The 24,254-nt window shown below is 74.0% G+C and carries 23 protein-coding genes; 14 read left to right on the top strand and 9 right to left on the bottom strand.

Annotated elements, in window-relative coordinates; genetic code table 11:
* Positions 1-144: 144 nt before the first annotated feature.
* From ACZ462_RS00860 to ACZ462_RS00870, 3 genes are all read right to left on the bottom strand, one after another.
* Positions 145-396: a hypothetical protein gene (locus tag ACZ462_RS00860; RefSeq protein ID WP_467808697.1), complete on the bottom strand. Its 252-nt coding sequence runs from the start codon at positions 394-396 to the stop codon at positions 145-147.
* Complete coding sequence (locus tag ACZ462_RS00865) at positions 393-857, bottom strand: sigma factor-like helix-turn-helix DNA-binding protein (RefSeq protein WP_467808698.1); 465 nt, start codon at positions 855-857, stop codon at positions 393-395. Before ACZ462_RS00865 ends, ACZ462_RS00860 begins: the two co-directional genes overlap by 4 nt.
* A 91-nt stretch (positions 858-948) precedes the next feature.
* Complete coding sequence (locus tag ACZ462_RS00870; protein ID WP_189808153.1) at positions 949-1,470, bottom strand: MarR family winged helix-turn-helix transcriptional regulator; 522 nt, start codon at positions 1,468-1,470, stop codon at positions 949-951.
* A 235-nt stretch (positions 1,471-1,705) separates the two neighbouring features.
* On the opposite strand from ACZ462_RS00870, the gene ilvA reads away from it, so the two are divergent.
* Entirely contained in the window at positions 1,706-2,938 is a 1,233-nt protein-coding gene (gene ilvA / locus ACZ462_RS00875) for a threonine ammonia-lyase (RefSeq protein ID WP_467808700.1), read from the top strand.
* A gap of 129 nt (positions 2,939-3,067) precedes the next feature.
* Here ilvA and greA read toward each other — a convergent pair whose 3' ends face one another.
* Positions 3,068-3,565 (bottom strand): transcription elongation factor GreA, encoded by a 498-nt coding sequence (greA, locus tag ACZ462_RS00880; RefSeq protein ID WP_467808701.1) that lies wholly within the window; start codon positions 3,563-3,565, stop codon positions 3,068-3,070.
* A gap of 244 nt (positions 3,566-3,809) precedes the next feature.
* Positions 3,810-4,229, bottom strand: a complete 420-nt coding sequence (locus ACZ462_RS00885; protein WP_467808702.1) for a DUF4307 domain-containing protein — start codon at positions 4,227-4,229, stop codon at positions 3,810-3,812.
* Positions 4,230-4,351: 122 nt separating this feature from the next.
* Here ACZ462_RS00885 and mca point away from each other — a divergent pair, with 122 nt between their 5' ends.
* A complete protein-coding gene (gene mca, locus ACZ462_RS00890; RefSeq protein WP_467808703.1) occupies positions 4,352-5,239 on the top strand; it encodes a mycothiol conjugate amidase Mca in 888 nt (295 codons plus the stop codon).
* Positions 5,236-5,466: a hypothetical protein gene (locus ACZ462_RS00895; RefSeq protein WP_467808704.1), complete on the top strand. Its 231-nt coding sequence runs from the start codon at positions 5,236-5,238 to the stop codon at positions 5,464-5,466. Before mca ends, ACZ462_RS00895 begins: the two co-directional genes overlap by 4 nt.
* Positions 5,467-5,692: 226 nt before the next feature.
* On the opposite strand, the gene ACZ462_RS00900 is transcribed toward ACZ462_RS00895, so the two are convergent.
* Entirely contained in the window at positions 5,693-9,109 is a 3,417-nt protein-coding gene (locus ACZ462_RS00900; protein ID WP_467808705.1) for a tetratricopeptide repeat protein, read from the bottom strand.
* A gap of 562 nt (positions 9,110-9,671) precedes the next feature.
* Here ACZ462_RS00900 and ACZ462_RS00905 point away from each other — a divergent pair.
* Positions 9,672-10,217 (top strand): Uma2 family endonuclease, encoded by a 546-nt coding sequence (locus ACZ462_RS00905; protein WP_467808707.1) that lies wholly within the window; start codon positions 9,672-9,674, stop codon positions 10,215-10,217.
* 308 nt (positions 10,218-10,525) lie between these two features.
* Positions 10,526-12,601, top strand: coding sequence for a thioredoxin domain-containing protein (locus tag ACZ462_RS00910; RefSeq protein WP_467808708.1), 2,076 nt, complete (start codon positions 10,526-10,528; stop codon positions 12,599-12,601).
* 20 nt (positions 12,602-12,621) lie between these two features.
* Here the strand turns inward: ACZ462_RS00910 and trhA are convergent, their stop codons facing one another.
* Entirely contained in the window at positions 12,622-13,308 is a 687-nt protein-coding gene (trhA, locus tag ACZ462_RS00915; protein WP_467808710.1) for a PAQR family membrane homeostasis protein TrhA, read from the bottom strand.
* Positions 13,309-13,528: 220 nt separating this feature from the next.
* On the opposite strand from trhA, the gene ACZ462_RS00920 reads away from it, so the two are divergent.
* Entirely contained in the window at positions 13,529-15,355 is a 1,827-nt protein-coding gene (locus ACZ462_RS00920; RefSeq protein ID WP_467808711.1) for a phosphoenolpyruvate carboxykinase (GTP), read from the top strand.
* A gap of 437 nt (positions 15,356-15,792) precedes the next feature.
* Positions 15,793-16,212 carry a hypothetical protein gene (locus tag ACZ462_RS00925; RefSeq protein ID WP_467808712.1) on the top strand — a complete coding sequence of 140 codons (420 nt, stop codon included), beginning with the start codon at positions 15,793-15,795 and terminating at the stop codon, positions 16,210-16,212.
* A gap of 92 nt (positions 16,213-16,304) precedes the next feature.
* Here the strand turns inward: ACZ462_RS00925 and ACZ462_RS00930 are convergent, their stop codons facing one another.
* Together ACZ462_RS00930 and ACZ462_RS00935 are read right to left on the bottom strand one after the other, a co-directional pair.
* The gene (locus tag ACZ462_RS00930; RefSeq protein WP_467808714.1) at positions 16,305-16,703 is read right to left on the bottom strand and encodes an SCO4983 family protein; all 399 of its coding nucleotides are present in this window, start codon (positions 16,701-16,703) and stop codon (positions 16,305-16,307) included.
* 146 nt (positions 16,704-16,849) lie between these two features.
* The gene (locus tag ACZ462_RS00935) at positions 16,850-18,061 is read right to left on the bottom strand and encodes a pyridoxal phosphate-dependent aminotransferase (RefSeq protein ID WP_467808715.1); all 1,212 of its coding nucleotides are present in this window, start codon (positions 18,059-18,061) and stop codon (positions 16,850-16,852) included.
* A 393-nt stretch (positions 18,062-18,454) separates the two neighbouring features.
* Here ACZ462_RS00935 and ACZ462_RS00940 point away from each other — a divergent pair, with 393 nt between their 5' ends.
* The 7 genes from ACZ462_RS00940 (at position 18,455) to ACZ462_RS00970 (ending at position 24,250) form a co-directional block, all read left to right on the top strand.
* Positions 18,455-18,688 (top strand): hypothetical protein, encoded by a 234-nt coding sequence (locus ACZ462_RS00940; RefSeq protein WP_468142641.1) that lies wholly within the window; start codon positions 18,455-18,457, stop codon positions 18,686-18,688.
* A gap of 171 nt (positions 18,689-18,859) precedes the next feature.
* Positions 18,860-19,399: a YbhB/YbcL family Raf kinase inhibitor-like protein gene (locus tag ACZ462_RS00945; RefSeq protein ID WP_467808717.1), complete on the top strand. Its 540-nt coding sequence runs from the start codon at positions 18,860-18,862 to the stop codon at positions 19,397-19,399.
* Positions 19,400-19,503: 104 nt separating this feature from the next.
* Positions 19,504-20,403 carry an AraC family transcriptional regulator gene (locus ACZ462_RS00950; RefSeq protein ID WP_467808718.1) on the top strand — a complete coding sequence of 300 codons (900 nt, stop codon included), beginning with the start codon at positions 19,504-19,506 and terminating at the stop codon, positions 20,401-20,403.
* A 114-nt stretch (positions 20,404-20,517) separates the two neighbouring features.
* A complete protein-coding gene (locus ACZ462_RS00955) occupies positions 20,518-21,039 on the top strand; it encodes a GNAT family N-acetyltransferase (protein ID WP_467808719.1) in 522 nt (173 codons plus the stop codon).
* A gap of 96 nt (positions 21,040-21,135) precedes the next feature.
* On the top strand, positions 21,136-21,756 hold the full coding sequence (locus tag ACZ462_RS00960; RefSeq protein ID WP_467808721.1) for a GNAT family N-acetyltransferase: 621 nt from the start codon (positions 21,136-21,138) through the stop codon (positions 21,754-21,756).
* Positions 21,757-21,896: 140 nt separating this feature from the next.
* On the top strand, positions 21,897-23,822 hold the full coding sequence (locus tag ACZ462_RS00965) for an ABC transporter ATP-binding protein (protein ID WP_467808742.1): 1,926 nt from the start codon (positions 21,897-21,899) through the stop codon (positions 23,820-23,822).
* The gene (locus tag ACZ462_RS00970; protein ID WP_467808722.1) at positions 23,819-24,250 is read left to right on the top strand and encodes a GNAT family N-acetyltransferase; all 432 of its coding nucleotides are present in this window, start codon (positions 23,819-23,821) and stop codon (positions 24,248-24,250) included. Before ACZ462_RS00965 ends, ACZ462_RS00970 begins: the two co-directional genes overlap by 4 nt.
* Positions 24,251-24,254 lie beyond the last annotated feature (4 nt).

Here is a 24,254-nt window from a genome sequence, read left to right on the forward strand (position 1 = left end):
GAGCGGGGAAATCGATGCGCAGCTAGCAGCACCCCCCCCCCCCCCCCCCCCCCCCCCCCCCCCCCCCCCCCCCCCCCCCCCCCCCCCCCCCCCCCCCCCCCGGCCGCCCAGCCCCTGGCGGCTGCCGGCCGGGGCACCCGGCGCCTACCAGCCCTGGAGCGGCGGGGACACCTCGCTCGGCGGCAGCTCCCACGGGCGGGTCAGCGACGCCCAGACGGCGAACGCGGCCGCGGCGGCGATCAGCAGCACCCAGCCGATCCGGCGCAGCACCCGGCGGCGCCGCACCAGCCGGTCCCCGCGTGCCGCGGCGGCGGCCGCCAGTCCGGCCGGGACCGGCGGGTGCGGCCCCGCCAGCAGTCGCCTGACCTGCTCTTCCTTGCGGTCCGGGAAGCTCACGCGGCCTCCCGGCCCGGGCGCATCGCGGCGACGGCCCGCGCGCTGAGCGCCCGTACCCGGTCGGCGGGCAGCCCCAGCTGCGCGGCCGCGACCTCCTCGGGGACGCCCTCGTGGACGCACAGCACCAGCGCGAGCCGCTCCTGCGGGGCGAGGCGGGCGAGGACGCCGGGGCCGTCGCGGTACCGGCGGGCGGTGCGGGCGTAGGCCGCGCACAGCTCGCGGCGGGTGTGGTCGTACGGGTCGTCGCCGCGGACCCGGTGCCAGTCGGCGTAGGTGCGGGCCAGCGCGCCCGCGAGGAGCCGCCGGGCACCCGGGCAGCCGGCACCGGACCCGGCATCGGACGCGTCGCCGGTCGCCGTGGCGGACTCGGCGGTCAGCAGCACGGCGACGTGCAGGAGCCGCCCCGCCGCGCCCGCGACGAAGGCCTCGAACTCGGCCCGGGGAACCGATCGGTGGTCCACAGGAGACATGGTGCGGGCAGCGCCACCGCCCCGGTCAAGGGGTCGGACGCCGCCGGGAAGCCCGGGGCGGCCGACGGCCGCGGGCCTGCGCTCAGGAGGCGGGGCCGGCCTCGGAGACGCTGCCCATCAGCTCGGACAGGGAGCCGTTGAAGCGGGTCAGCAGCGTGGTGAAGGACTCGCGCTCCTCCTCCGTCCAGCCGTCGGTGACGCGGGCCATCAGCTCGCGGCGCGAGTGCCGGACCTCCTCCAGCCGGGCCAGCCCGCGGGGGGACAGCGCGAGGACCACGGCCCGCCCGTCCTCGGGGTGCGAGGTCCGCTTGACCAGGCCGGTGTCCACGAGCGGGGCGACCTGCCGGGTCACCGTCGAGGAGTCGATGCCCATCCCGCACGCGAGCGCCTTGACGCCCATCGGGCCTTCCAGGTCGAGCCGGTTCAGCAGCAGGTACGCGGCGCGGTCCATCGAGTTGCGGGCCTGCCCGACCCCGCCCAGGCGGGTCTGCTCGGCGCGGCGCGCGAAGACGGCCACCTGGTGCTGGAGCGCGTCCAGGAGACCGGCGTCTGCGGGCGTCTCGGCCACCGCGGGCAGGTCGGAATTGGCCGGGTTGGAAGGCATGGCCGTGTGCTCTCTTCACGTGGGGCCGACAAGGATGGGGGACAGCGTACGCGGCCCCGCGGCGGCTCGTACGCCCCGTGGAAGAACTGATACGACCGGTACGAACCCGGTACGGACCAACCCCGCACAGCCGTCCCGCATGGCCGGATTTCGCCCCTTGTACGCCCTGTGCCGGGTCCGCCCCGGGCGATCCGGGGCGTACGCCGCGATCCGCGCGGGCTGCCAGACTGGCCCCATGAACTACCGCGTGCCCCAGCCGGTCCCGCAGGTCATCCTCGACGACGTACTAGGGGCGCAGAAGATGCTCTCGGGGGTCTCCCGGGTCACGCCCATGGAAGGCAGCAGGCACCTCTCCGCGCTCACCGGTTCCCCCGTCCACCTCAAGTGCGAGAACCTCCAGCGGACCGGCTCCTTCAAACTGCGCGGCGCCTACGTCCGCATCGCGGGCCTGCGCCCCGAGCAGCGGGCCGCCGGCGTCGTCGCGGCCAGCGCCGGCAACCACGCGCAGGGCGTCGCCCTGGCCTCCGCACTCCTCGGCGTGCACGCGACCGTGTACATGCCGGTCGGGGCGCCCCTGCCGAAGGTCGCCGCCACCCAGGAGTACGGGGCCGACGTACGCCTGCACGGCCAGGTCGTCGACGAGACCCTCGCGGCGGCCCAGGACCACGCCGAGCGCACCGGCGCCGTCTTCATCCACCCCTTCGACCACCGGGACGTCATCGCCGGCCAGGGCACCCTGGGCCTGGAGGTCCTGGAGCAGTGCCCGGAGGTCCGCACGATCCTCGTCGGCATCGGCGGCGGCGGACTCGCCGCGGGCATCGCGATCGCGGTCAAGGCGCTGCGCCCCGACGTGAAGGTGATCGGCGTGCAGGCGGCGGGCGCGGCCGCGTACCCGCCCTCGCTGCGCGCGGGCCACCCCGTCGCGATCGACAGCCCGACCACGATGGCCGACGGCATCAAGGTCGGCCGCCCCGGCGACATCCCCTTCCAGATCATCGGGGAGCTCGTCGACGACGTCCGCACCGTCACCGAGGACCAGCTCTCCAGCGCCCTGCTGCTGTGCATGGAGCGCGCCAAGCTGGTCGTCGAGCCGGCCGGCTGCGCCCCGGTGGCGGCGCTGCTCGCCGAGCCGGAGCGGTACGCGGACGGGCCGGTCGTGGCCGTCCTGTCCGGCGGGAACGTCGACCCGCTGCTGCTTCAGCGGATCCTGCGGCACGGCATGGCCGCGGCGGGCCGCTACCTGTCGCTGCGGCTGCGGGTGGCCGACCGGCCGGGCGCCCTGGCGGGGCTGCTGGCGGTGCTGTCGGACACCGACGCCAACGTGCTCGACGTCAGCCACGTCCGCACCGACCCGCGGCTGGGGCTGGCGGAGGTCGAGGTGGAGCTGCACCTGGAGACGAAGGGCCCGGAGCACTGCGCCGCGGTCGCGCGGGCGCTGCACGGCGCCGGGTACGCGGTCATCGGCTGACCGCCGCCCCGCCGCCCTGCCGGACTGCGGCGGAACGACGGCGGCGGAACGACGGAGCCGGAACGGCGGAGCCCCCCGCGGACGGATGTCCGCGGGGGGCTCCCGCGTGCGGTCGGCGGGCTGGGCCGCTCAGCCGGTGAAGGGCTTGACGCCGAGGATCTTGACCATGGCCGTCTTGCCGTTCGGCAGCTCGTAGTCGGCCTCCTCGCCGATCTTCTTGCCGAGCACGCCGGCGCCGAGCGGCGACTGCGGCGAGTAGGTCTCGATGTCCCCGGAGGCGTACTCGCGGGAGGCCAGCAGGAAGGACATCGTGTCGTCCTCGTCGCCGTCGAAGGCGATCGTGACGACAGTGCCCGGGGCGACCTCGCCGTCGCTGGCGGGGGCCGTGCCGACCTTCGCGTTCTCCAGCAGCTGCGTCAGCTGGCGGACGCGGAGCTCCTGCTTGCCCTGCTCCTCCTTGGCCGCGTGGTAGCCGCCGTTCTCGCGGAGGTCGCCCTCCTCGCGGGCGGCTGCGATCTTCGCTGCGATCTCCGTGCGGGCGGGACCAGAGAGGTAGTCCAGCTCGGCCTTCAGCTGGTCGTACGCCGCCTGGGTCAGCCAGGTGACGCTGTCGCTCGTCTGGGTCACGGGTGCTCCTCGTCGGTACAGGGGACTGCTTGTCCGCCGGTGGCGGGCGAAACCACGAGCCTAACAATTCGGGAAGAAAAGGGGGAGGACACCGTGTGTATGAAGTGTGTCATCGGGCCCGTGAGCAGGAAAGTGTCCGGACGGGCGTCCGATCCGGCCCGCGCCCGGCGCGCCGGCCCGCAGCCCGGCGGCGGACGGCCGACGGGGCCGGGGTCGGGGCCCGGGACCGGCAGCGCGGCGGGGGTCAGCCGGCGGAGGCGGAGCCGGACGCCTGGCAGCCCACCAGCTCGACCGCCGTGGCCCGCCCGGTCGTCTTCAGCGACACCAGCTCGTCGACCCGCGACTCCTGCTGCGGGAAGGCGAAGTCCGCCCGTCCCACCTCGCCGTGGTCGCGGTCCTGGGAGATCAGGGTGCACAACCCGGTGACCGAGGCGTCCTTGCGGACCTCCAGGTGCACCCGCACCTCGGAGTCCGACACCACCTGGAACTTGATCACCTCTGCGCTGACCGTCTGCCCGGCGACGTAGTCCCAGCCGATCCACCCGACCACGGCCAGCAGACCCACGCCCAGCACCGAGCCGAGGATCTTCAGCTTGCGGTCCGCGCGCTCGTCCGCCGACCGGCCGTAGCGGCCCTCGGGCAGTCCTTCGCGCACGGTGCTCATGATCGTTCCTTCCGGGAGGCCGGGCGGGCGTTGAATTTTCCGGTCCAACCCCGGAATTTTTCCACCCCCCGGTTCGGTCACTATAGAAGCCGTCCGCCTGACGAATCACAGAGGATCCTGTCTTGACCGAGCAGCTGCGACTGATGGCCGTCCACGCGCACCCCGACGACGAGTCGAGCAAGGGCGCGGCCACGATGGCCAAGTACGTGTCCGAGGGGGTGCCCGTGCTGGTCGTGACCTGCACCGGCGGCGAGCGCGGCTCGATCCTGAACCCCAAGCTCCAGGGTGACAAGTACATCGAGGAGAACATCCACGAGGTCCGCGCCAAGGAGATGGAGGAGGCCCGCCAGATCCTCGGCGTCGAGCAGGAATGGCTCGGCTACGTCGACTCCGGCCTCCCGGAGGGCGACCCGCTGCCCCCGCTGCCCGAGGGCTGCTTCGCCCTGGAGGACGTCGACGAGGCGGCCGGCCGCCTGGTGAAGAAGATCCGCGCCTTCCGGCCGCAGGTCATCACCACGTACGACGAGAACGGCGGCTACCCGCACCCCGACCACATCATGACCCACAAGGTCACGATGGTGGCGTTCGACGGCGCGGCCGACACCGCGAAGTACCCGGAGGACGAGTTCGGCCCGGCCTTCCAGCCCCAGAAGCTCTACTACAACCAGGGCTTCAACAAGCCGCGCACCATCGCCCTGCACGAGGCGCTGCTCGCCCGCGGCATGGAATCCCCGTACGGCGAGTGGCTGGAGCGCTGGAAGGAGTTCGAGCGCACCGAGCGGACGCTCACCACGCACGTGCCCTGCGCCGACTTCTTCGAGATCCGCGACAAGGCGCTCATCGCGCACGCCACGCAGATCGACCCGGACGGCGGCTGGTTCCGCGTCCCCATGGAGATCCAGAAGGAGGTCTGGCCCACCGAGGAGTACGAGCTCGCGAAGTCCCTCGTCGACACCTCCCTCCCCGAGTCCGACCTCTTCGCGGGCATCCGGGAGAATGTCCCGTCATGAGCGCTACCCACGCAGCACTGACGCAGCTCCTCCCGCTCGCGGGCGACACCTTCGACAAGAACAAGGTGACCCCCGGCGTCCTGGGCTTCATCGTGTTCGCGGCCCTCGCCCTCGCGGTGTGGGGCCTCATGAAGTCGATGAACCGGCACATGGGCAAGGTCGACTTCCAGGAGGCCGCCGAGCCGGCCCCGGCCGGCGCAACCCCGCCGGCCGACAAGGCGGCGTAGCCGCCGGTCCCGCCGTTGCGCGCCTGCCGCCGCGGGGCGCGCGGCCGCCTCCCCGGCCTGCCGGAGGGGCGGCCATCGGCGCGCGCTCGCGCGCGAGGGGCCGGCGTACGGGGGCACCGTACGGATGCGGTGCCCGGCGTCCGCTCGCCTGCTCGGCAGGGCCCGGCGCCGCGGGGCCGGTCGCGGGTCCGGCGCACGGCCCGGTGCCGGCCCGGCCTGCGCCGCTTCAGGGTGCGGGCGGCATCGGGACGCCCATGACCTCCTGCGCGTGCAGGTCCGGGACCATCGCCAGCCGCCATCCCTGCCAGCCCTCCGCCGGGTCCACGCCCCGCGCCAGAACCACCGCGTACGCCTCCAGGCAGTCCGCGAGCCGGCCGTCCCGCGCCGGGTGCGGCGCCTCCGCCAGCCGGCCCGACTCCGCCCGCGCCTCCTCCGTCCCGCCGCCCGGCGCCGCGTACGGCAGCAGGGTGCAGCGCATGAACCGCGCCCAGTCCTCCCCGCGCCGGTCCCCGTACGAGATGAACAGGCGGGCCGCCTCCTCGCACTGGTCCAGCGCCTGCCCCACCCGGTCGTTGCCCGCGTCGACCACCGCCAGCTCCAGGCACGTCCACGCCTCGCCGTGGGCCAGCCCGATCCGCCGGAAGTCCGCCCGCGCGTCCACCAGCAGCTGCCGGGCGAAGCCGGAGTTGCGGAGGCTGCCCGTCCGGGCCGCCCGCAGGTCGCGCGTCACCCGGCCCGAGTGGTGCCGGGCGTGCGCCAGCCCGTAGACGTCCCGCATCCGCGAGAACATCGTCCGGGCCCGCTCCAGCTCCCGCACCGCCTCGTCCGGCTCCCCGGCCTCCTCCAGCGCCTGCCCCAGGTAGTACAGCGTCCACGCCTCGCCGCGCGCGTCCTCCGCCTCCCGGTGCCGGGCCAGTGCCTCCCGCAGCCGCTCCACCGCCGTCCCCGGGTCGCCGTCCACCACCCGCGCCCGGCCCAGCTGCGTCATCGCCCAGGCCCGGCCGCGGTCGTCGCGGGTGCGCCCGTACAGGTCCAGCGCCCGGTGCAGCTCCTCCTCCGCCTGCGGGACCTCCCCGAGCCGCAGGTACACCTGCCCGAGCTGGAACTGCGCCCACGCCTCGCCGTGCACGCTCCCGTGCTCCCGATGCAGCGCGAGCGAGCGCCGCAGCAGCCCGAGCGCCTCCGCCAGGCGGGCCGAGTCCCGCTCGACCGCCGCGAGCGCGTGCAGCGCCCACGCCCGGTCGCCCGCCAGCTCCGCCGGCTCCTGGAGGTCCAGCGCCTCCCGGATACGGGCCGCGGCCTCGCGGAGCCGGCCCTGGTGGTGCAGCGTGATCCCGAGCGAGACCAGCGCCATGGCCGCCCCCGCGTCCTGCCGCGCCTCCCGGTACTGGTCCACCACCGACGACAGCGTCGTGCGGGCCCGGTCCAGCTCGCCCAGCTGGCGCGCCGCGATGCCCGTACGCCACTGCACCGAGCGCACCAGGCGGCCCTGGCCGGGCCGGCCCCGGCGGGCCGCCTCCACCGACCGCGTCAGCTCGTCGATCTCCCCGAGCCGGTACAGGTCGCCGCGCAGCAGGCAGAAGTCGCACAGCGCGCCCAGCAGGTCCAGCACCGCCTGCAGGTCGTCGACGTCCCCGGCGTGCCGCAGGGCCGCCGTGATGAAGCTCGACTCCTCGTCCAGCCAGCGCAGCGCCGCCTCCAGCGAGGCGAAGCCGTGGCCGCCGAAGTGGCCGGACCGCGTCGACATCTGGCCGTCCACCATCCGGATCACCGCGTCCGCGAGCTGGGCGTAGTCGCGGATGAGGCGGCCGTGCGCCGCCGCGGCGCCCGCCCGGTCACCGTCCGCCGCCAGGCGCGCCGCCGCGTACGCGCGCACCGCGTCGTGCAGGCGGAACCGCTCGCCGCGGACGTGGTCCAGCAGGCCCGCGCGGGCCAGCTCGTGCAGCAGCCGCGCGGCCTCGACCGGGCCGGTGCCGATCAGCGCGGCCGCCGCGGACGGGCCGAGCGAGGCCCGCCCGGCGAGCGTGAGCAGCCGCAGCAGCCGCTGCCGGTCCTCCGGCAGCCGCCCGTACGCCCGCTCCAGCGCCCGCTCCAACACCCCGCCGGCGCTGCCGCCGACACCCCCGCCCCCGCCCGCGCCGACGGGCGCCGCGGAGACGACCTGGTCCCTGCCTACGGGCGCCGCCGGGGCACCGTCGCCCCCGGCTGCGGTCGCCGCGTAGGCGCCCTCGCGCCCGTCGGCGGGCATGCCACCGGCGCCTTCCGGCCTGCCTGCGGGTACGCCGACCCCCTCGGCCCCGCCCGTGGCCGCCGCGGCGGCGGTGGGGGCGAGGGCGCGGAGGGCGAGCGGGAGTCCGGCGCCCAGGGCCACCAGCTCCGCCACGGCCGCGGCGTCCGGCTCGTCCGCGGCCCCGGCCCCGGCCCGGGCGGCGGCCGCCCGGACCAGTTCGGCCGCTTCCGCCGCGTCCAGCGGCTCCACCGGCAGCTGGTGCACCCAGGCCGCCGCCCCTGGCAGCTCCAGCGGCTCGCGAGCGGTGACCAGGACCATGCTCTCGGACCGCTCCGGCAGGAGCGTGCGGACCTGCTCCGCGTCCACCGCGTCGTCCAGCACCACCGTCACCGGCAGCCCCTGGAGCTGCTGGTGGTACAGCTCGCCGAGCCGGCGCACCTGCTGCTCCGCGGAAGAGCCCTCGCGGAAGAGCAGCTGCTCGCGCGGCGCGCCCAGCCGGTTCAGCAGGTGCAGCAGCGCCTCCCGTACCGGCAGCGGCGTCCGCCCGCCCGGGGAGCCGCCGCGCAGGTCCACCACGCAGGCGCCGCGGAACTGGTCCCGCAGCGCGTCCGCCGCCCGCAGGGCCAGCGCCGTCCGGCCGACGCCCGGCTCGCCGTGCAGCACGACCACCACCGGCCGGGTCTCCGTACTGGCCCGCGCCGCCTGCACCCACTGCGCGATGCGGGCCAGCTCGGCCCGCCGGCCCGTGAACCCCGCCGCCGGCTCCGGGAACTGCCCGAAGGACTGCTCCAGCACGCTGCGCCGCCGCGCCTGCGCACTGCGGTCGCCGCCGCGCAGCGGCGGCACCGCGGCAGGCCGGGCCTGCCGGGGCGGCCGGGCCGCGGCCGCCACCGCGCGCTGCTGCTCCAGGAACGGCCGTATCCCGCGTACCTCCAGGGCCGTCAGCCACTTCAGCCGCAGCTGTTCGGGCCCGCCGGGGCGCCCCCGCTCGCCCGCCCGCCGGTTCGCGGCCGGCAGGTGCCCGGCCGTCACCTTCGCGACCGCCGCGGCCGCGCCCGCGACCCCGGTGACGGCCCCGGCGGTCAGCGCCGCCCCGGCCGGGAACCCGAGCGACAGGTCAGCGCCGACCGCGGCGGCGGCCGCCACCGCCGTCACCAGCAGCGCCGTCGAGGTGTTCTGCCGCCGGAAGGCCTCGCCGAGCGACTCCGCCCCCGCGTCCGAGGCGTCCAGCGCCCGTACGTAGGCCTCGTACTCCTCGGCGGCGCTCGCCGCGAGGGAGTCCAGCGCCTCCCGCCCGCGGGTCAGCAGCACGGCCCTGTCGAGCGGCGCCCCCGCGCCGGCGGCCCGCCGTGCCTCTTCGTCCACGGCCCGCTCCAGCAGTCGCTCGGCCTCACCGCGATGGCTGTCCCGCATCGGCATCCCCTCAAGAGAGCTCCGGCAACATGCCCCAAGTGTGGGACCGGACCCCCCGATCCGCGACACAACTTGAGCTACATCAGAGCCAGTTGACCCCCCGCCCGCCCCCACCGCGCATATATCCACACCCCGCCCCCACCGAAGCCCGCCCGCGCCCATCCCGCGATCGCGGTGCCCGCCTCCTGCGCCCGCAAGCACCACGACCCCCGCACCGCCAAGCACGGCGCCCCCACACCGCCGACCCGGACGAGCCGCCCTGCCCGGACGCGCCCCCCGCTGCCCATGCCGGCGTTCACGCCCCTGATCGCCAACCGCGGCGGGTGCTGTGGAAGGCCGGAGTGCATGAACCACCTCGCGAACGAGACCAGCCAGTGTCTTAACCCAAGCAGGCGGCCCTGACCTGGGATTTTTCCGGAGAGCATGGCCGTGGGTGCGTACCGTGCGCGACGGAGTGAGGACGCGGGCACACCGTGCTGCTCTTGCTGGGCCGGAAACCTCGTCGTGGACGCCGTACGAGACCCGGGCCTCATATCCTGAGAGGCGACAGGAAGGAGCCGTTATGAGCGTGGATGCGGTCATGCACACGGAGTTCCCTGCCGGGTACGTGGTCCTCTTCGGTGTCGACGGGAAGGTGATCATGACCCCGCAGAGCTTCGAGCACTCCAGCACGATCAAGTCGATGCAGATCGACTCGCTCTCGCTCGGCCGGCACGCGAAGACCGCCTCCGACGTGTACATCGACTTCCCCGCCGACGAGAACTCGGCTCCGGACTTCGCGATCCTGCGGGAGGACGCGAAGCGACAGGGCAAGCGCTACGGCTTCGAGGACGTGCTGCTGATCGCGGAGGTGGTGCCGGTCTCCTCCGCTCGCAAGGATTACGACGACTGCACTGCGAAGTACGGCCGCTACGGCATCCCGGTCTACATGGTGGTGGACCCGTACGCCGCTGAGGTCGTCGTCCACACCCAGCCCGCCGGCTTCGGCTACATCGCGGCCCACACCTACAAGTACGGCTCCGGCAAACTGCCCATCGAGCTGGCCGACGGGCGGACGTACACCCTCGACCTGGACGAGCTGCCCCGACCCGAGGCTGACGCCCGCTGACGGCCGGTACCGGCTCGTGCACCGTCCGAAACGCCGACCGTACAGCGGGAGTGCCACGCTGAAGGACTGCGCCCGCGCGCTGGGTGGATCGTCTGCCGGCGGCGCAGTCGGCTCCGGAATGCTGGTCCTCCTTGGGACTGATCGTCAGGGGGGCTGCCGTGGTCGCGATCGAGTGGGCTCCGGGGCCGGGGTAACGCTCGCCAGCCGGTTGGCGAGAAATGTCGGCGTTCGCGCTTCGCAAAAACGGGGCGGGGCGGGCTCGTCAGGGCTTCGCCGGTCGTGCCGGACGCTGTGAGAGGCTGGGGCGTATGAACCGGTTGGCTGGCACGACCTCGCCTTATCTGCTTCAGCACGCCGACAATCCGGTCGACTGGTGGCCGTGGGAACCCGAGGCGTTCGAAGAAGCGAAACGGCGCGATGTGCCCGTTCTGCTGTCGGTCGGATACTCCGCGTGTCATTGGTGCCACGTCATGGCGCACGAGTCGTTCGAGGACGAGGCCGCGGCCGCCTACATGAACGAGCACTTCGTGAACATCAAGGTCGACCGCGAGGAGCGGCCCGACGTCGACGCCGTCTACATGGAGGCCGTGCAGGCCGCCACCGGCCAGGGCGGCTGGCCCATGACCGTCTTCCTCACCCCCGACGCCGAGCCGTTCTACTTCGGCACCTACTTCCCGCCCGAGCCGCGCCACGGCATGCCGTCCTTCACGCAGGTCCTGGAGGGCGTCAGCACCGCGTGGACGGGCCGGCGCGAGGAGGTCGCCGACGTCGCGCAGCGCATCACGCAGGACCTGGCCGGCCGGCAGCTGGACTACGGGCGGGCCGTCGCCCCCGGCCCCGGGGAGGCGGCGCAGGCGCTGCTGGCGCTGACCCGGGAGTACGACGAGGTGCGCGGCGGGTTCGGCGGGGCGCCGAAGTTCCCCCCGTCGATGGTCCTGGAGTTCCTGCTGCGCCACCACGCGCGCACCGGCGCGGAGGGCGCCCTGCAGATGGCCGCCGACACCTGCGAGGCCATGGCCCGCGGCGGTATCTACGACCAGCTCGGCGGGGGCTTCGCCCGCTACTCCGTCGACCGGGCGTGGGTGGTCCCGCATTTCGAGAAGATGCTCTACGACAACGCCCTGCTGTGCCGCGTCTACGCGCACCTGTGGCGGGCCACCGGGTCGGAGCTCGCCCGGCGGGTGGCGCTGGAGACCGCCGATTTCATGGTGCGGGAGCTGCGCACCCCCGAGGGCGGGTTCGCCTCCGCGCTCGACGCCGACAGCGAGGACCCGCGGACCGGGAAGCCCGCGGAGGGCGCCTACTACGCGTGGACGCCCGCGGAGCTGGACGAGGTGCTCGGCGCGGAGGACGGGGCGCTGGCCGCCGCCTGCTTCGGGGTGACGCAGGAGGGCACGTTCGAGCACGGCGCCTCCGTCCTGCAGCTCCCGCAGGGCGGGCCGGTCGTCGACGCCGGGCGGCTCGCCGGGATCCGGAGGCGGCTGCTCGAGGCGCGTGCGGCCCGGCCGGCGCCGGGCCGGGACGACAAGGTCGTCGCGGCGTGGAACGGCCTGGCGGTCGCCGCGCTCGCCGAGTGCGGGGCGTACTTCGACCGGCCGGATCTCGTCGAGCGGGCCACGGAGGCCGCCGACCTGCTCGTACGGGTCCACTTCCGGGCGGAGGACGGGCGCGCCCCGCGCCTGGCCCGCACCAGCAAGGACGGGCAGGTCGGGGCCAACGCGGGGGTGCTGGAGGACTACGGGGACGTCGCCGAGGGGTTCCTGGCGCTGGCCGCGGTGACCGGGGAGGGCGTCTGGCTGGAGTTCGCCGGGTTCCTGCTGGACCTGGTGCTGGACCGGTTCACCGCCGAGGACGGCTCCCTGTACGACACCGCGCACGACGCGGAGCGGCTGATCCGCCGGCCGCAGGACCCGACCGACACGGCCGCGCCCTCCGGGTGGACGGCCGCGGCGGGCGCGCTGCTGTCGTACGCCGCGCACACCGGCTCGGAGGCGCACCGCACGGCGGCCGAGCGGGCGCTCGGGGTGGTGCGGGCGCTCGGCCCGCGCGCCCCGCGCTTCATCGGGCACGGGCTGGCGGTGGCGGAGGCGCTGCTGGACGGGCCGCGCGAGGTGGCCGTGGTCGGCCGGCCGGACGATCCGGCGCGCGCCGGGCTGCACCGGACGGCGCTGCTGGCGACGGCCCCCGGGGCGGTCGTGGCGGTCGGCGAGCCGGCCGCGGACGGCGGACCGGGCGCGGCCGACGGCGAGTTCCCGCTGCTGGCGGGACGGACGCTCGTCGGTGACCGGGCGGCGGCGTACGTGTGCCGGCACTTCGTGTGTGCGCGGCCCGCGGCGGACCCGGCCGAACTCGCCGCACAGCTGGGCGGGCCGGCGGGTTCCTGACCTCCGGCCCCGCCCGCCCGTCAGTGCCGGTACGCGGCCAGCGAGATGCCGACGTAGTGTGCGACGAACGCGGCCAGCGTCAGCGAGTGGAAGACCTCGTGGAAGCCGAAGAAGCGCGGTGAGGGGTTGGGCCGCTTCATCCCGTAGATGACCCCTCCCGCGCTGTAGAGCAGCCCGCCGGCCACGACGAGCACGAGGACGGCGATGCCGCCAGCGCGCAGGAAGTCGGGCAGGAAGAAGACCGCCGCCCAGCCCATCGCGATGTAGCAGGGGGTGTAGAGCCAGCGCGGGGCGCCGACCCAGAAGACCCGGAAGGCGATCCCGGCGGCGGCCGCGAGCCAGACCGCCCACAGCAGCGTCCGTCCGGTGGAGGGCGGGAGGAGCAGGACGGTCAGCGGGGTATACGTGCCCGCGATGATCAGGAAGATGTTGGCGTGGTCGAGGCGGCGCAGGACCGCCTCGCCGCGCGGCCCCCAGGTGCCGCGGTGGTACACGGCGCTGATCCCGAACAGCAGGCAGGCGGTGAGCACGTACACCCCGCACGCCGCCCTGGCGCGCGCGGAGTCCGTGAAGGCCATGAGGGCCAGGCCCGCCACGACGACGGCGGGGAACATCCCTGCGTGCAGCCAGCCGCGCATCAGCGGCTTGGCCTCCGGCGCGGCAGCCGCCGCAGCGGCCTCCCGCACGACTGCGGCGTCAGAAGTCATGGTCCACATGCTACCTACGGGTCCGTAGGTTTCTCATAGTGTGCTTTACGGAAGATTGACGGGAGTGGCGATGCTCACGTGAGAGGCCCCCTGGACATATGCGCACACGCACCGGATGATCAGATGAGTGCGGTCGGCACCGGATGAGCGGAGCGCGAAGCGTCCGGGTCGCAGCCCCCACGGGGCATTCACCAAACGAACCCCTCAACAAGGAGCAATCGTGGCGCGCGACAACGCGGCTCCCACATCCGTCCCGACGAACCACAAGGACCTGATCGCCTGGGTCGACGAGATCGCGGCGATCACCCAGCCGGACAGCGTCGTCTGGTGCGATGGTTCCGAGGCCGAGTACGAGCGCCTGTGCGGGGAGCTCGTCGCGAAGGGAACCTTCCGCAAGCTCGACGAGACCAAGCGCCCGAACTCGTACTACGCCGCCTCCGACCCCTCCGACGTCGCGCGCGTCGAGGACCGGACCTTCATCTGCTCCGAGAAGGAGGAGGACGCCGGCCCGACCAACCACTGGAAGGCCCCGGCGGAGATGAAGGACATCTTCACCGGCGAGAACGGCATCTTCCGCGGCTCCATGAAGGGCCGCACGATGTACGTCGTCCCCTTCTGCATGGGCCCCCTCGGCTCCGAGCTCTCCGCGATCGGCGTCGAGATCACCGACTCCGCCTACGTCGCGGTCGCCATGCGCACCATGACCCGCATGGGCCGTGCCGTCCTGGACGAGCTCGGTGAGGACGGCTTCTTCGTCAAGGCCGTCCACACCCTCGGCGCCCCGCTCGCCGAGGGCCAGGCCGACGTGCCGTGGCCGTGCAACACCACCAAGTACATCTCGCACTTCCCGGAGACCCGCGAGATCTGGTCCTACGGCTCGGGCTACGGCGGCAACGCCCTGCTCGGCAAGAAGTGCTACGCCCTGCGCATCGCCTCCGTCATGGCCCGCGACGAGGGCTGGCTCGCCGAGCACATGCTGATCCTCAAGCTCACCCCGCCGCAGGGCGAGGCCCGCTACGTCGCCGCGGCCTTCCCGTCGGCGTGCGGCAAGACCAACCTCGCCATGCTGGAGCCGACCATCCCCGGCTGGACGGTCGAGACCATCGGCGACGACATCGCCTGGATGCGCTTCGGCGAGGACGGCCGCCTCTACGCGATCAACCCGGAGGCCGGCTTCTTCGGCGTCGCCCCCGGCACCGGCGCGCACACCAACGCCAACGCCATGAAGACGATGTACGCCAACACCGTCTTCACCAACGTCGCGCTCACCCCGGACGGCGGCGACGTCTGGTGGGAGGGCATGACCGAGGAGCCCCCGGCCGAGCTGATCGACTGGAAGGGCAACCCCTGGACCCCGGAGTCCGGGACCCCGGCCGCCCACCCGAACGCCCGCTTCGCCGTCCCGGCCGCGCAGTGCCCGACGATCGCCCCCGAGTGGGAGGACCCCAAGGGCGTCCCGATCTCCGCGATCCTCTTCGGCGGCCGCCGCGCCTCCGCCGTGCCGCTGGTCACCGAGTCCTTCGACTGGAACCACGGCGTCTTCATCGGCTCGAACATCGCCTCCGAGAAGACCGCCGCCGCCGAGGGCAAGGTCGGCGAGCTGCGCCGCGACCCGTTCGCCATGCTGCCGTTCTGCGGTTACAACATGGGCGACTACATGGCCCACTGGATCAAGGTCGGCGCCTCCGCGGACGCCGCGAAGCTCCCGAAGATCTACTACGTGAACTGGTTCCGCAAGAACGACGCGGGCAAGTTCGTGTGGCCCGGCTTCGGCGAGAACAGCCGCGTCCTGAAGTGGATCGTCGGCCGCCTCGACGGCACCGCCGAGGGCGTCGAGACCCCGATCGGCATCCTGCCGACCAAGGAGGCCCTCGACCTCGACGGCCTCGACATCGCCGACGAGGACCTCGACTTCCTCCTCACCGTCGACAAGGACGTGTGGCGGGACGAGGCCTCCCTGGTGCCCGAGCACCTCAACACGTACGGCGACCACACGCCCAAGGAGCTGTGGGACCAGTACCACGCGCTCGTGGAGCGCCTGGGCTGAGCCGTACCCCGCCCTGAACCAGGGCCCTTTGAACGTGGGAGTCCCCGACCAAGCGATTCCCACCGCTGTGGGAGCCCCCGACCAAGCGGTTCCCACCGCAGCCGCGGTCCCTCCCGGAGAGCCCCCGTGCTCCTCCGGGCGGGCCGCGCGCACCCGCCGGCGGCGGGCCCCCGGTGCACGGGGGCCCGCCGCTGCGCGTTCCGCCCGCGCGCGAGGCGTCCCGCGGCCCGCGGGCGGGCAGCCTGCTCCCGTCGACACGCACTTTTCACGGCGAGACGGGTGAGCGCACGGTGGCCGACCGGTCCCACTTCGAAACGGCGTACGCATCGGCGGGTGCTGGCAGCGGGCCCGCGGGGCCGCCAGGATCGTCCCCTGGGCGCGAGCGCGGAGGGCGCGGGGGACGCGCGGGACGTGATGGGCTGGGCGCGATGGGTGCGATGACGGCGTTGAAGCGGCACGGCCGGCTCCTCGGCCTGTCCGCGGTGGCGGCGGTGCTGGTGTTCACACCGCTGGGCCTGTACGTATGGGGCGGCGGCGGGCCGGCCGCCGCGCCGCCGCGCGACGCGGTGCAGGACGTACGAATCACCGGGTGCCGGGTCGACCCGGCGAGCCGGCGGGTGGTCGCCGCCGTCGAGGCCTCGGGGCGCCCTGGCGGCGCGGGGGCGTACGTGGTGACGGTGGAGTTCCGCGACGACGACGGGTCCCGGCCCGGCGGGCGGGCCGCGCAGGCCCTGGTGCGGATCCCCGGGGTGGCCCCGCGGGCCGTCGAACGGGCCGAGGCGGTCGGACCGGTGTGGCCGTTCGCGGCGGTGCCGTGGTGCGGGGTCGCGGGGGCGGAGTTCACGCCCGCGCCGTGAACTCCGGCGGCGGGGAGGCGTACGGGGCCGTACGGGGCCGTACGGCGGCATGGCTCCCGGTCCGGAGCCTCCGCGGCCCCGGACCGGGGCCGTCAGAGGCGCCCGGCGAGGTTCTCGGAGAACCGGCCCAGGGCGGCGGCGTGCGCGTCCATCAACTCGGCGGCGAGGATCGCGACGGTGGTGTCGGCGCGGGACGCGGCCACGACCAGCGCCCGGCCGGCGAGGTCGTGCGCCCGCCGGTGCAGCGCGGCGGGGTCCGCGGCGGGGTCGTGCGGCGCGCGGGCGGGGGCGGCGCCGCGCAGCCGGGCGACCTGGGCGGCGATGCGGTCGCCGGCGTCGCCCTGCCCGAGCGCGTCCGTGACGGCCAGCAGGGCGGTCAGGTGCCCGGCCAGCTGGTGGTCGAGCGCCTCGGCGCGGGTGCTGTGCGGATAGTCGGAGCGGCGGCCGCCCACACGGTGGACGGCCGGCTTGGTCCGGATCGGCTCGTACATGAGTGGCCTCCCGAAAGTCAGGAGACCATCCTACATTGGATTCGTTCTAAAGTTTTTCCAGATCCTGGACAGGGGGGCGGTGGAGCGGTGCCGGACCCCTCCACCGCCCCTCGGGCGTCCCTCGACCGCGGGCGCGCCCGCCGCCGTCAGTGCTGGCCGTAGCCGTCCAGGAACGTGCCGATCCGGGTGACGGCGTCCGCCAGGTCGGGGGCGGCGGGCAGCGTGACGATGCGGAAGTGGTCCGGCTCGGGCCAGTTGAAGCCGGTTCCGTGGACCACCATGATCTTCTCGGCCCGCAGCAGGTCGAGGACCATCTGGCGGTCGTCCTTGATCTTGTAGACGGCCGGGTCGAGCCGCGGGAACAGGTAGAGCGCGCCCTTCGGCTTCACGCAGGTGATGCCGGGGATCTGCGTCAGCAGGTCGTACGCGGTGTCGCGCTGCTCCAGCAGCCGCCCGCCCGGCAGGACCAGGTCCTGGATCGACTGCCGGCCGCCCAGGGCGGTCGCCACGGCGTGCTGCGAGGGCATGTTCGCGCACAGGCGCATGTTCGCCAGGATGGTCAGGCCCTCGATGTACGAGGCGGCGTGCTGCTTCGGGCCGCACACCGCCATCCAGCCGGCCCGGTAGCCGGCGACCCGGTAGTTCTTCGACAGGCCGTTGAAGGTGAGGGTCAGCAGGTCGGGCGCGATCGCCGCGGTGTTGGTGTGCGTGGCGCCGTCGTAGAGGATCCGGTCGTAGATCTCGTCCGAGCACACGATGAGGTTGTGGCGGCGCGCGATGTCGGTGAGGCCCCGCAGCATCTCGTCGTCGTAGACGGCGCCGGTGGGGTTGTTCGGGTTGATGATCACGATCGCGCGGGTGCGGTCGGTGACCTTCCGCTCGATGTCGGCCAGGTCCGGCATCCAGTCGGCCTGCTCGTCGCAGCGGTAGTGCACGGCCGTGCCGCCGGCCAGCGACACCGAAGCCGTCCACAGCGGGTAGTCCGGCGCCGGGACGAGGACCTCGTCGCCGTCGTCGAGCAGCGCCTGCATCGCCATCTGGATCAGCTCGGAGACGCCGTTGCCGAGGTAGATGTCCTCGACGTCCAGCTCGATGCCCTTGGTCTGGTAGTGCTGCATGACCGCGCGGCGCGCGGACAGCAGCCCCTTCGCGTCCCCGTAGCCGTGGGCGTCGCCCAGGTTGCGGAGCATGTCCTCCAGGATCTCCGGCGGGCACTCGAAGCCGAAGGCCGCGGGGTTGCCGGTGTTCAGCTTGAGGATGCGATGACCTGCCGCTTCGAGCCGCATGGCCTCTTCGAGGACGGGGCCGCGGATCTCGTAGCAGACATTGGCGAGTTTCGTTGACTGGATCACCTGCATGACGGGAGCTTACGGGCCCCGGGCCGGGCCCGCTGGGGATTCTGATGCCGGATCGCAGGGGTATATGTCCTGGTTCGCGTGATGGGAAGGGTGCGGGTCCGCTGGGCCTTGGAAACGCGGGCCGCGACCGCGCTCCACCTGCGGAATCGGTGTCTCCGCAACTGTCCGCCAGGGGTGGTGTTGCGCTCGTCACCCCGCCGCCGCGGGCGGGGCGCCGCCGGATGTACGGCGCCGGCGGGGGCACGCGGGTGCGGCGGGGGCGCATGCGTACGGCGCCTGAGTACGGATCATGAGTACGCGCACTCATGCAGCAGGCCCGCGCCCTGGCGGAGGGTGTCCTTCCGGGAGCACCGGGGACGGAGAGGCGGAGCAGTGGACTTCACAGTCGGCGACATGGCGATCACCACCGTGGGCACGGACGGGGACGACCGGGCGATCGAGTTCCTGGTACGCCCCCACCGCGACGGCCGCAGCGGCGGCCGCGTCGGCAGCGAGGGCCACTTCGCCATCCACCGCGAGCACGACCAGGGCTGGGAGGGCGCCCGCCTCACCATCGACCCCCAGTCGGGCAGCGTCCCGGTCGCCGCAGTCGAATGGGCGGTGGAGTTCGCCCGCGAGTACCTCTAGCACCGCGGCCGGGGTGCGGCGCGGCGCCGTCCTGCTTCCGGTCGAGCGTTCACAAAGATCGCGGCCCCTTGCCTGATCCTCCCGCCGGACCGCCTCCGCCGCCCCGGTGCGTGGTCGGATGGCGACCACGCCCGCTCGGGCGGCTTCACGCCATGGAAAGGCAGTCAGAGAATGAGCGCCCCGACGACCCGACGTCCGCTGCCGCACGATTTCCACCCGCCCGTTCCCGAACTGTCCGTCGCCGGCGCGGACCTGACGGACGGCGGGGTCCTGCCGGACGCGCACGTGTACGCGAAGGGCAACTCCTCGCCCCACCTGAGCTGGTCGGCCGGACCCGCGGGAACCCGCAGCTACGCGGTCACCTGCTACGACCCCGACGCACCCACCGGCAGCGGGTTCTGGCACTGGACGGTCTTCGACATCCCCGCGCACGTCACCGAGCTGCCGGCCGGGGCCGGAACCGGGGACTTCCGCGGGCTGCCGGCGGGCGCCCGACAGGCCAGGAACGACTACGGCACCCGGGACTTCGGCGGGGCCGCGCCGCCGCCGGGGGACGGGCCGCACCGCTACGTGTTCACCGTCCACGCCGTGGACAAGGAGCGGCTGGGGCCGGACGCGGACGCCTCACCGGCGCTCGTCGGCTTCCACCTGCGCTTCCACACCCTCGCCCGCGGCCGGCTCATCGCCGTGTACGAGGACACCGCAGCGTAGGAGCCGCCCGCGGCCCGGCCGGGGAACCGCACGATCTTCGCGTGCCCTTGCACGATCCTCTCACCGGCGGGAAGGGGCGGGCCGGCCCGTGGTGGGATGGGGGCATGTCCCTCGACGAGCTTCGCGACCTGCTGGAGCGGCACGCGCGGCCCGACCTGGCCACGGCCATCGACGGCGTCCGGATCTGCCGGGCCGAACCGGGCGCGGAGCCGGAGTACACGATGTCGGGCGTGATGCTGGCCGTCATCGCGCAGGGCGGCAAGCGTCTCGCGCTCGGCGAGCGCGTGTACGAGTACGGGGTCGGCCAGTACCTGGTCACCTCGGCCGACCTGCCGGTGACCGGACGCGTCGCGCCGGGCGGTCCGGAACTCGGCTTCGGAATGACGCTGGAGCCCTCCGTCATCGCCGAGTTGATGCTGCAGGCCGGACCGGGCGGCCTGCCCCGGCCGGCCGGGGCGCCGCGGCCGGGGATCACGGTCAGCCAGGCGCCGGCCGAGCTGATCGACGCGGTCGTCCGCCTGCTGCGCCTGCTGGACCGGCCGCGTGACCGCCGGGTGCTGGTCCCCCTGGTCAAGCGGGAGATCCTGTGGCTGCTGATGACGGGGGAGCAGGGCGAGACCGTCCGCCAACTGGGCCTCGCCGACAGCAGCCTGCGCCACATCACCCGGGCGGTCCACTGGATCCGGGACAACCACGCCCAGGCGTTCCGGGTCGAGGACCTGGCACGCGCCTCCGGGATGAGCGTCTCCGCGTTCCACCGGAACTTCCACTCGGTGACGGGGATGAGCCCCATCCGGTTCCAGAAGCAGATCCGGTTGCAGGCGGCGCGGCTGCTGATGGCCAGTCGGCCGCACGACGTGACCGGCGTCGGCCACCGCGTGGGGTACGACAGCCCCTCGCAGTTCAGCCGGGAGTACAAGCGCCAGTTCGGCGTGCCGCCGAGCATCGACGCGGCACGCCTGCGCGGACGCGCCGGCCACGCGGCAGCCGCCGTGGTCGTATAGGCCGCCTCTTCCGGATCTCGCTGGTTGAGCCCGCCTCGTCCGGTGCCGTGCACCGCAAGGTGTTCGGACAATTCACGTGCGGTCCGGTCGTCCCGCGTGATACTCCTCCCGGCTATGGTCGATCTCGTGACAGCGCGGCTCGTGCTTCATCCGATGACGGTCGGCGAGGCTGAGCGAGTGGTGGCGGGCGAGTCGGACGGCGGTGCCCGATGGGCGCCCGGATACCCCACCGAGGGTGACGTGTCCGCTGCCAGGCGCTTCCTGGGCACCTGCGCGGACACCGGTGATCCCCAGCCGTTCGGCAACTACGAGATCCGTCGCCGCGAAGACGGTCAGGCGATCGGCGGCCTGGGTTTCCACGGACCTGTGGACGAGAACGGCAGCGTCACCATCGGCTACGGCCTCATCCCATCAGCGCGAGGCAGGGGATACGCCTCCGAAGCCCTCCGCGGACTGCTGCTGTTCGCGCGGGCACACGGCGTCACCTGCGTCAAAGGCGACGCCGACCACGACAACGTCGCGTCCCAGCACGTCATGACGGCAGCCGGCATGCGGCCGACCGGAGAAGACGAACGCGTCAGGTACTTCGAGATCGCCTGGACCGGCGCGACGGCGGATACCGACCCACAGCACTAGGCGCATACGATCCGGGAACTTCCCTGGTGAGCGCGGGCGTTGTCCCGGAAGGGTGAGTTCGACCCGGCCTGCGGCGGCCGGGAGGCGATGTGCAGAATGACCCGTATGTCGATAGCGAACATCCCGCAGGCGGCCACCGCCGCAGACGCCCCGGAGATCGGCCGCACCCTGGCCCGCGCCTTCGGTGACGACCCGATGATGTGCTGGTTCTTCCCCGAGGAGGCCTCCCGCGAGGAGCGGCTCACGGAGTACTTCACCACCCTCTTCACCCGGCACTACGTACGGCACGGCGTCTGCGAGCGCACCGCCTCCGGAGCCGCCTTCTGGGTGGCCCCCGAGGCCGGCGAGCTCGGCATCCCCGACGCCGAGGCGCAGAAGGCCCTCCTGGAGGTCCTCGGCGACCGCGCCGGGATATTCGGCGAGGCCATCGGAGCCGCCGCCGCGCACACCCCGCAGGAGCCCCACTGGTACCTTGCCGCCGTCGGCGCCGACCCGGCCGCGCGCGGCCAGGGCCACGGCGCTGCCCTGCTGCGCTCCGGGCTCGCCAAGGCGGACGCGGCCGGCATGCCCGCGTACCTGGAGTCCTCCAAGGCGGAGAACCTCCCCTTCTACGAGCACTTCGGCTTCACCGTCCGCGAGGAGTTCGCCCTCCCCGGCGGCGGGCCCACCCTGTGGGCCATGTGGCGCGAGCCGCGGCAGGCGGCCCCCGCCGCCTGACCCCGCCGCGCCCCGGCGCACACGCGGGCGGACCGGGCGTCGCGTTCCGTAAACACTTGGACGCGGAACGTGTGACCAAGGGAGACTGCGGGTCTGCCCGCCGGCGGCCGGCGGGCTGCCGTACGACACCCGGGGTGGCGATGGGACCGTCCGCAACACGTTCCGCACCGCGCGGGGCGCCACCGGGCCGCGGCCCGGTGGCCCTCGCGCTCCGTTACTACGGCAGGGAGCTGGTCCGGCTCCGGCGGTTCGCGCTCCCCGCGATGCTGTCGCCGGCGCTCGGCAACATCGGCGTCAACTACATTGCGCCGCTGGTCGTCGCCAAACTCGTCGGCCGTATCGCCGACGGCGGCGCCGGCCTCGCGGCCACCGTGCCCTACGTGCTCGCCTTCGCCGGCGTCCTGCTCCTCGCGGAGGCCCTGTGGCGGGTCGGCGTGCACTGCCTGAACCGGCTCGACGCCCTCGGCATCGAGCGGCTCTACGTGATCGGCATCGACGAGCTGTTCGCGAAGGACGCCGCCTTCTTCCACGACAACTTCGCCGGATCGCTGACCAAGCGGGTCCTCGGCTTCGCCTCCCGCTTCGAGGAGTTCGTCGACACCCTCGCCTTCGCCGTCGTCGGCCGGTTCGTGCCGCTGCTGTTCGGCTCGGTCGTCCTGTGGCAGTACGAGCCGCTGCTCGTGGCCGGACTGCTGACGATGATCGCCGTCACGGCCCTGTGCGTGGCGCCGCTCGTACGCCGCCGGCAGGCGCTCGTCGGCCGGCGCGAGGCGGCCATCGCCCGGGTCTCCGGGCACGTCTCCGACAGCCTGGCGAACATGGACACCGTCCGCGCGTTCGCCGCCGAGCGGCGCGAGGCCGAGGAGCACCGGTCGCGGGTCGCGGAGTCGCGCCGGCTCACCCTGCGGGCCTGGGACTACGGCAACCTCCGCATCGACACGGTCGTCGCGCCGATGTCCGTCCTGACCAACTCCCTCGGCCTGCTGATCGCGGTCGCCGTCGTCGGCGGAGGCGCCGCCGCGGGCGGCGGGGGCGGGACCGGGCACGGCGTGGAGGCCGTCGTCGTCGCCTTCACCTACTACACCAACGCCACCCGCATCATGTTCGAGTTCAACCAGGTGTACCGCCGCCTGGAGCGGTCCATGACGGAGGCCGCCCAGTTCACGGAGCTGCTGCGCGAGCCGCCGACCGTCCTCGACCCGCCGGAGCCCGAGCCGGCGCCGCCGCCGCGCGCCGCGGACGTCCGCTTCGAAGGCGTCACCTTCGCCCACAAGGGCGCCCGGCCGCTCTTCGAGGAACTCGACCTGGCCGTGCCCGGCGGCGCCAAGTTCGGCCTCGTCGGCCGGTCCGGCGGGGGCAAGAGCACCCTGACCCGGCTGCTGCTGCGGATGACGGACGTCGACGGCGGCCGCATCCTCGTCGGCGGCCGCGACATCAGCCGGCTGCGCCAGGCCGACCTGCGCAGCCTGATCGCGTACGTGCCGCAGGACCCGGCGATGTTCCACCGCACCCTCCGCGAGAACATCGCGTTCGCCCGCCCGGGCGCCACCGACGCGGAGGTCCGGCGCGCGGCCGACGCGGCGCACGTCTCAGAGTTCGCCGACGTGCTGCCCGACGGCTTCGACACGCTCGTCGGCGAGCGCGGCGTCAAACTCTCCGGCGGGCAGCGGCAGCGGGTCGCCCTCGCCCGCGCCATCCTGCGGGACGCGCCGATCCTGCTGCTCGACGAAGCCACCAGCGCCCTCGACTCCGAGAGCGAGATCCTCGTCCAGGAGGCGCTGTGGCAGCTCATGGCCGGGCGCACCGCCCTCGTCGTCGCGCACCGGCTGAGCACCGTCGCCGCGATGGACCGGCTCGTCGTCCTCGACCGCGGGCGGATCGTCGAACAGGGCCGCCACGAGGACCTGCTCGCCTCCGGCGGCGCCTACGCCCGGCTGTGGCGGCACCAGTCGGGAGGCTTCCTCGGCGCCGAGGAGGGCGGCCCCCCGGCGGGAGGCGGCCCGGCGGGCGGCGGCCGCAACTGCGCGGACGCCCCGGCCGACGACCCGGGTACCGTGGGCCGATGAAGATCATCGACCTGGAGCCGGGAGACCCGCGGCTCGCCGCCGACCTGCTTCCCGTACTGCGGGAGCTGCGCCCGCACCTGACCGCCGACCTCCTCGCCGGGATCCACGCCGAAGGCCACCCGCAGGGCCTGCGGTTCAGCGCGGCGTACGACGACGACGGCGTGTGCGTGGGCGCGGCCGGCTGGCGCATCCTCGCCACCACCGTCGACATCCGCCGCCTGTACGTCGACGACCTCGTCACCGCGGCCCACGCCCGCTCCCGCGGCGTGGGCCGGGCCCTGCTCGCCCACCTGGAGGACCGGGCCCGCACGGCCGGCTGCCGGCTCCTCGACCTCGACTCGGGCACGCACCGCACCGGCGCGCACCGCTTCTACCTCCGCGAGCGGTTCGACATCGTCGCGTTCCACTTCGCCAAGGAGCTGGACTAGAGTC

This window comes from Streptomyces sp. NPDC031121 (assembly GCF_055570615.1).

What these genes read in the sequence shown, in the direction of transcription:
- ACZ462_RS00905 (WP_467808707.1), top strand. Translation starts at nt 9,672, where the DNA reads ATGAGCGTGGATGCGGTCATGCACACGGAGTTCCCTGCCGGGTACGTG.
- ACZ462_RS00950 (WP_467808718.1), top strand. Translation starts at nt 19,504, where the DNA reads ATGTCCCTCGACGAGCTTCGCGACCTGCTGGAGCGGCACGCGCGGCCC.
- ACZ462_RS00940 (WP_468142641.1), top strand. Translation starts at nt 18,455, where the DNA reads ATGGCGATCACCACCGTGGGCACGGACGGGGACGACCGGGCGATCGAG.
- ACZ462_RS00925 (WP_467808712.1), top strand. Translation starts at nt 15,793, where the DNA reads ATGACGGCGTTGAAGCGGCACGGCCGGCTCCTCGGCCTGTCCGCGGTG.
- ACZ462_RS00930 (WP_467808714.1), bottom strand. Translation starts at nt 16,703, where the DNA reads ATGTACGAGCCGATCCGGACCAAGCCGGCCGTCCACCGTGTGGGCGGC.
- ACZ462_RS00885 (WP_467808702.1), bottom strand. Translation starts at nt 4,229, where the DNA reads ATGAGCACCGTGCGCGAAGGACTGCCCGAGGGCCGCTACGGCCGGTCG.
- ACZ462_RS00965 (WP_467808742.1), top strand. Translation starts at nt 21,897, where the DNA reads ATGGGACCGTCCGCAACACGTTCCGCACCGCGCGGGGCGCCACCGGGC.
- ACZ462_RS00900 (WP_467808705.1), bottom strand. Translation starts at nt 9,109, where the DNA reads ATGCGGGACAGCCATCGCGGTGAGGCCGAGCGACTGCTGGAGCGGGCC.
- ACZ462_RS00935 (WP_467808715.1), bottom strand. Translation starts at nt 18,061, where the DNA reads ATGCAGGTGATCCAGTCAACGAAACTCGCCAATGTCTGCTACGAGATC.
- trhA (WP_467808710.1), bottom strand. Translation starts at nt 13,308, where the DNA reads ATGACTTCTGACGCCGCAGTCGTGCGGGAGGCCGCTGCGGCGGCTGCC.
- ilvA (WP_467808700.1), top strand. Translation starts at nt 1,706, where the DNA reads ATGAACTACCGCGTGCCCCAGCCGGTCCCGCAGGTCATCCTCGACGAC.
- ACZ462_RS00970 (WP_467808722.1), top strand. Translation starts at nt 23,819, where the DNA reads ATGAAGATCATCGACCTGGAGCCGGGAGACCCGCGGCTCGCCGCCGAC.
- ACZ462_RS00955 (WP_467808719.1), top strand. Translation starts at nt 20,518, where the DNA reads ATGGTCGATCTCGTGACAGCGCGGCTCGTGCTTCATCCGATGACGGTC.
- ACZ462_RS00870 (WP_189808153.1), bottom strand. Translation starts at nt 1,470, where the DNA reads ATGCCTTCCAACCCGGCCAATTCCGACCTGCCCGCGGTGGCCGAGACG.
- ACZ462_RS00895 (WP_467808704.1), top strand. Translation starts at nt 5,236, where the DNA reads ATGAGCGCTACCCACGCAGCACTGACGCAGCTCCTCCCGCTCGCGGGC.
- ACZ462_RS00910 (WP_467808708.1), top strand. Translation starts at nt 10,526, where the DNA reads ATGAACCGGTTGGCTGGCACGACCTCGCCTTATCTGCTTCAGCACGCC.
- ACZ462_RS00960 (WP_467808721.1), top strand. Translation starts at nt 21,136, where the DNA reads ATGACCCGTATGTCGATAGCGAACATCCCGCAGGCGGCCACCGCCGCA.
- ACZ462_RS00945 (WP_467808717.1), top strand. Translation starts at nt 18,860, where the DNA reads ATGAGCGCCCCGACGACCCGACGTCCGCTGCCGCACGATTTCCACCCG.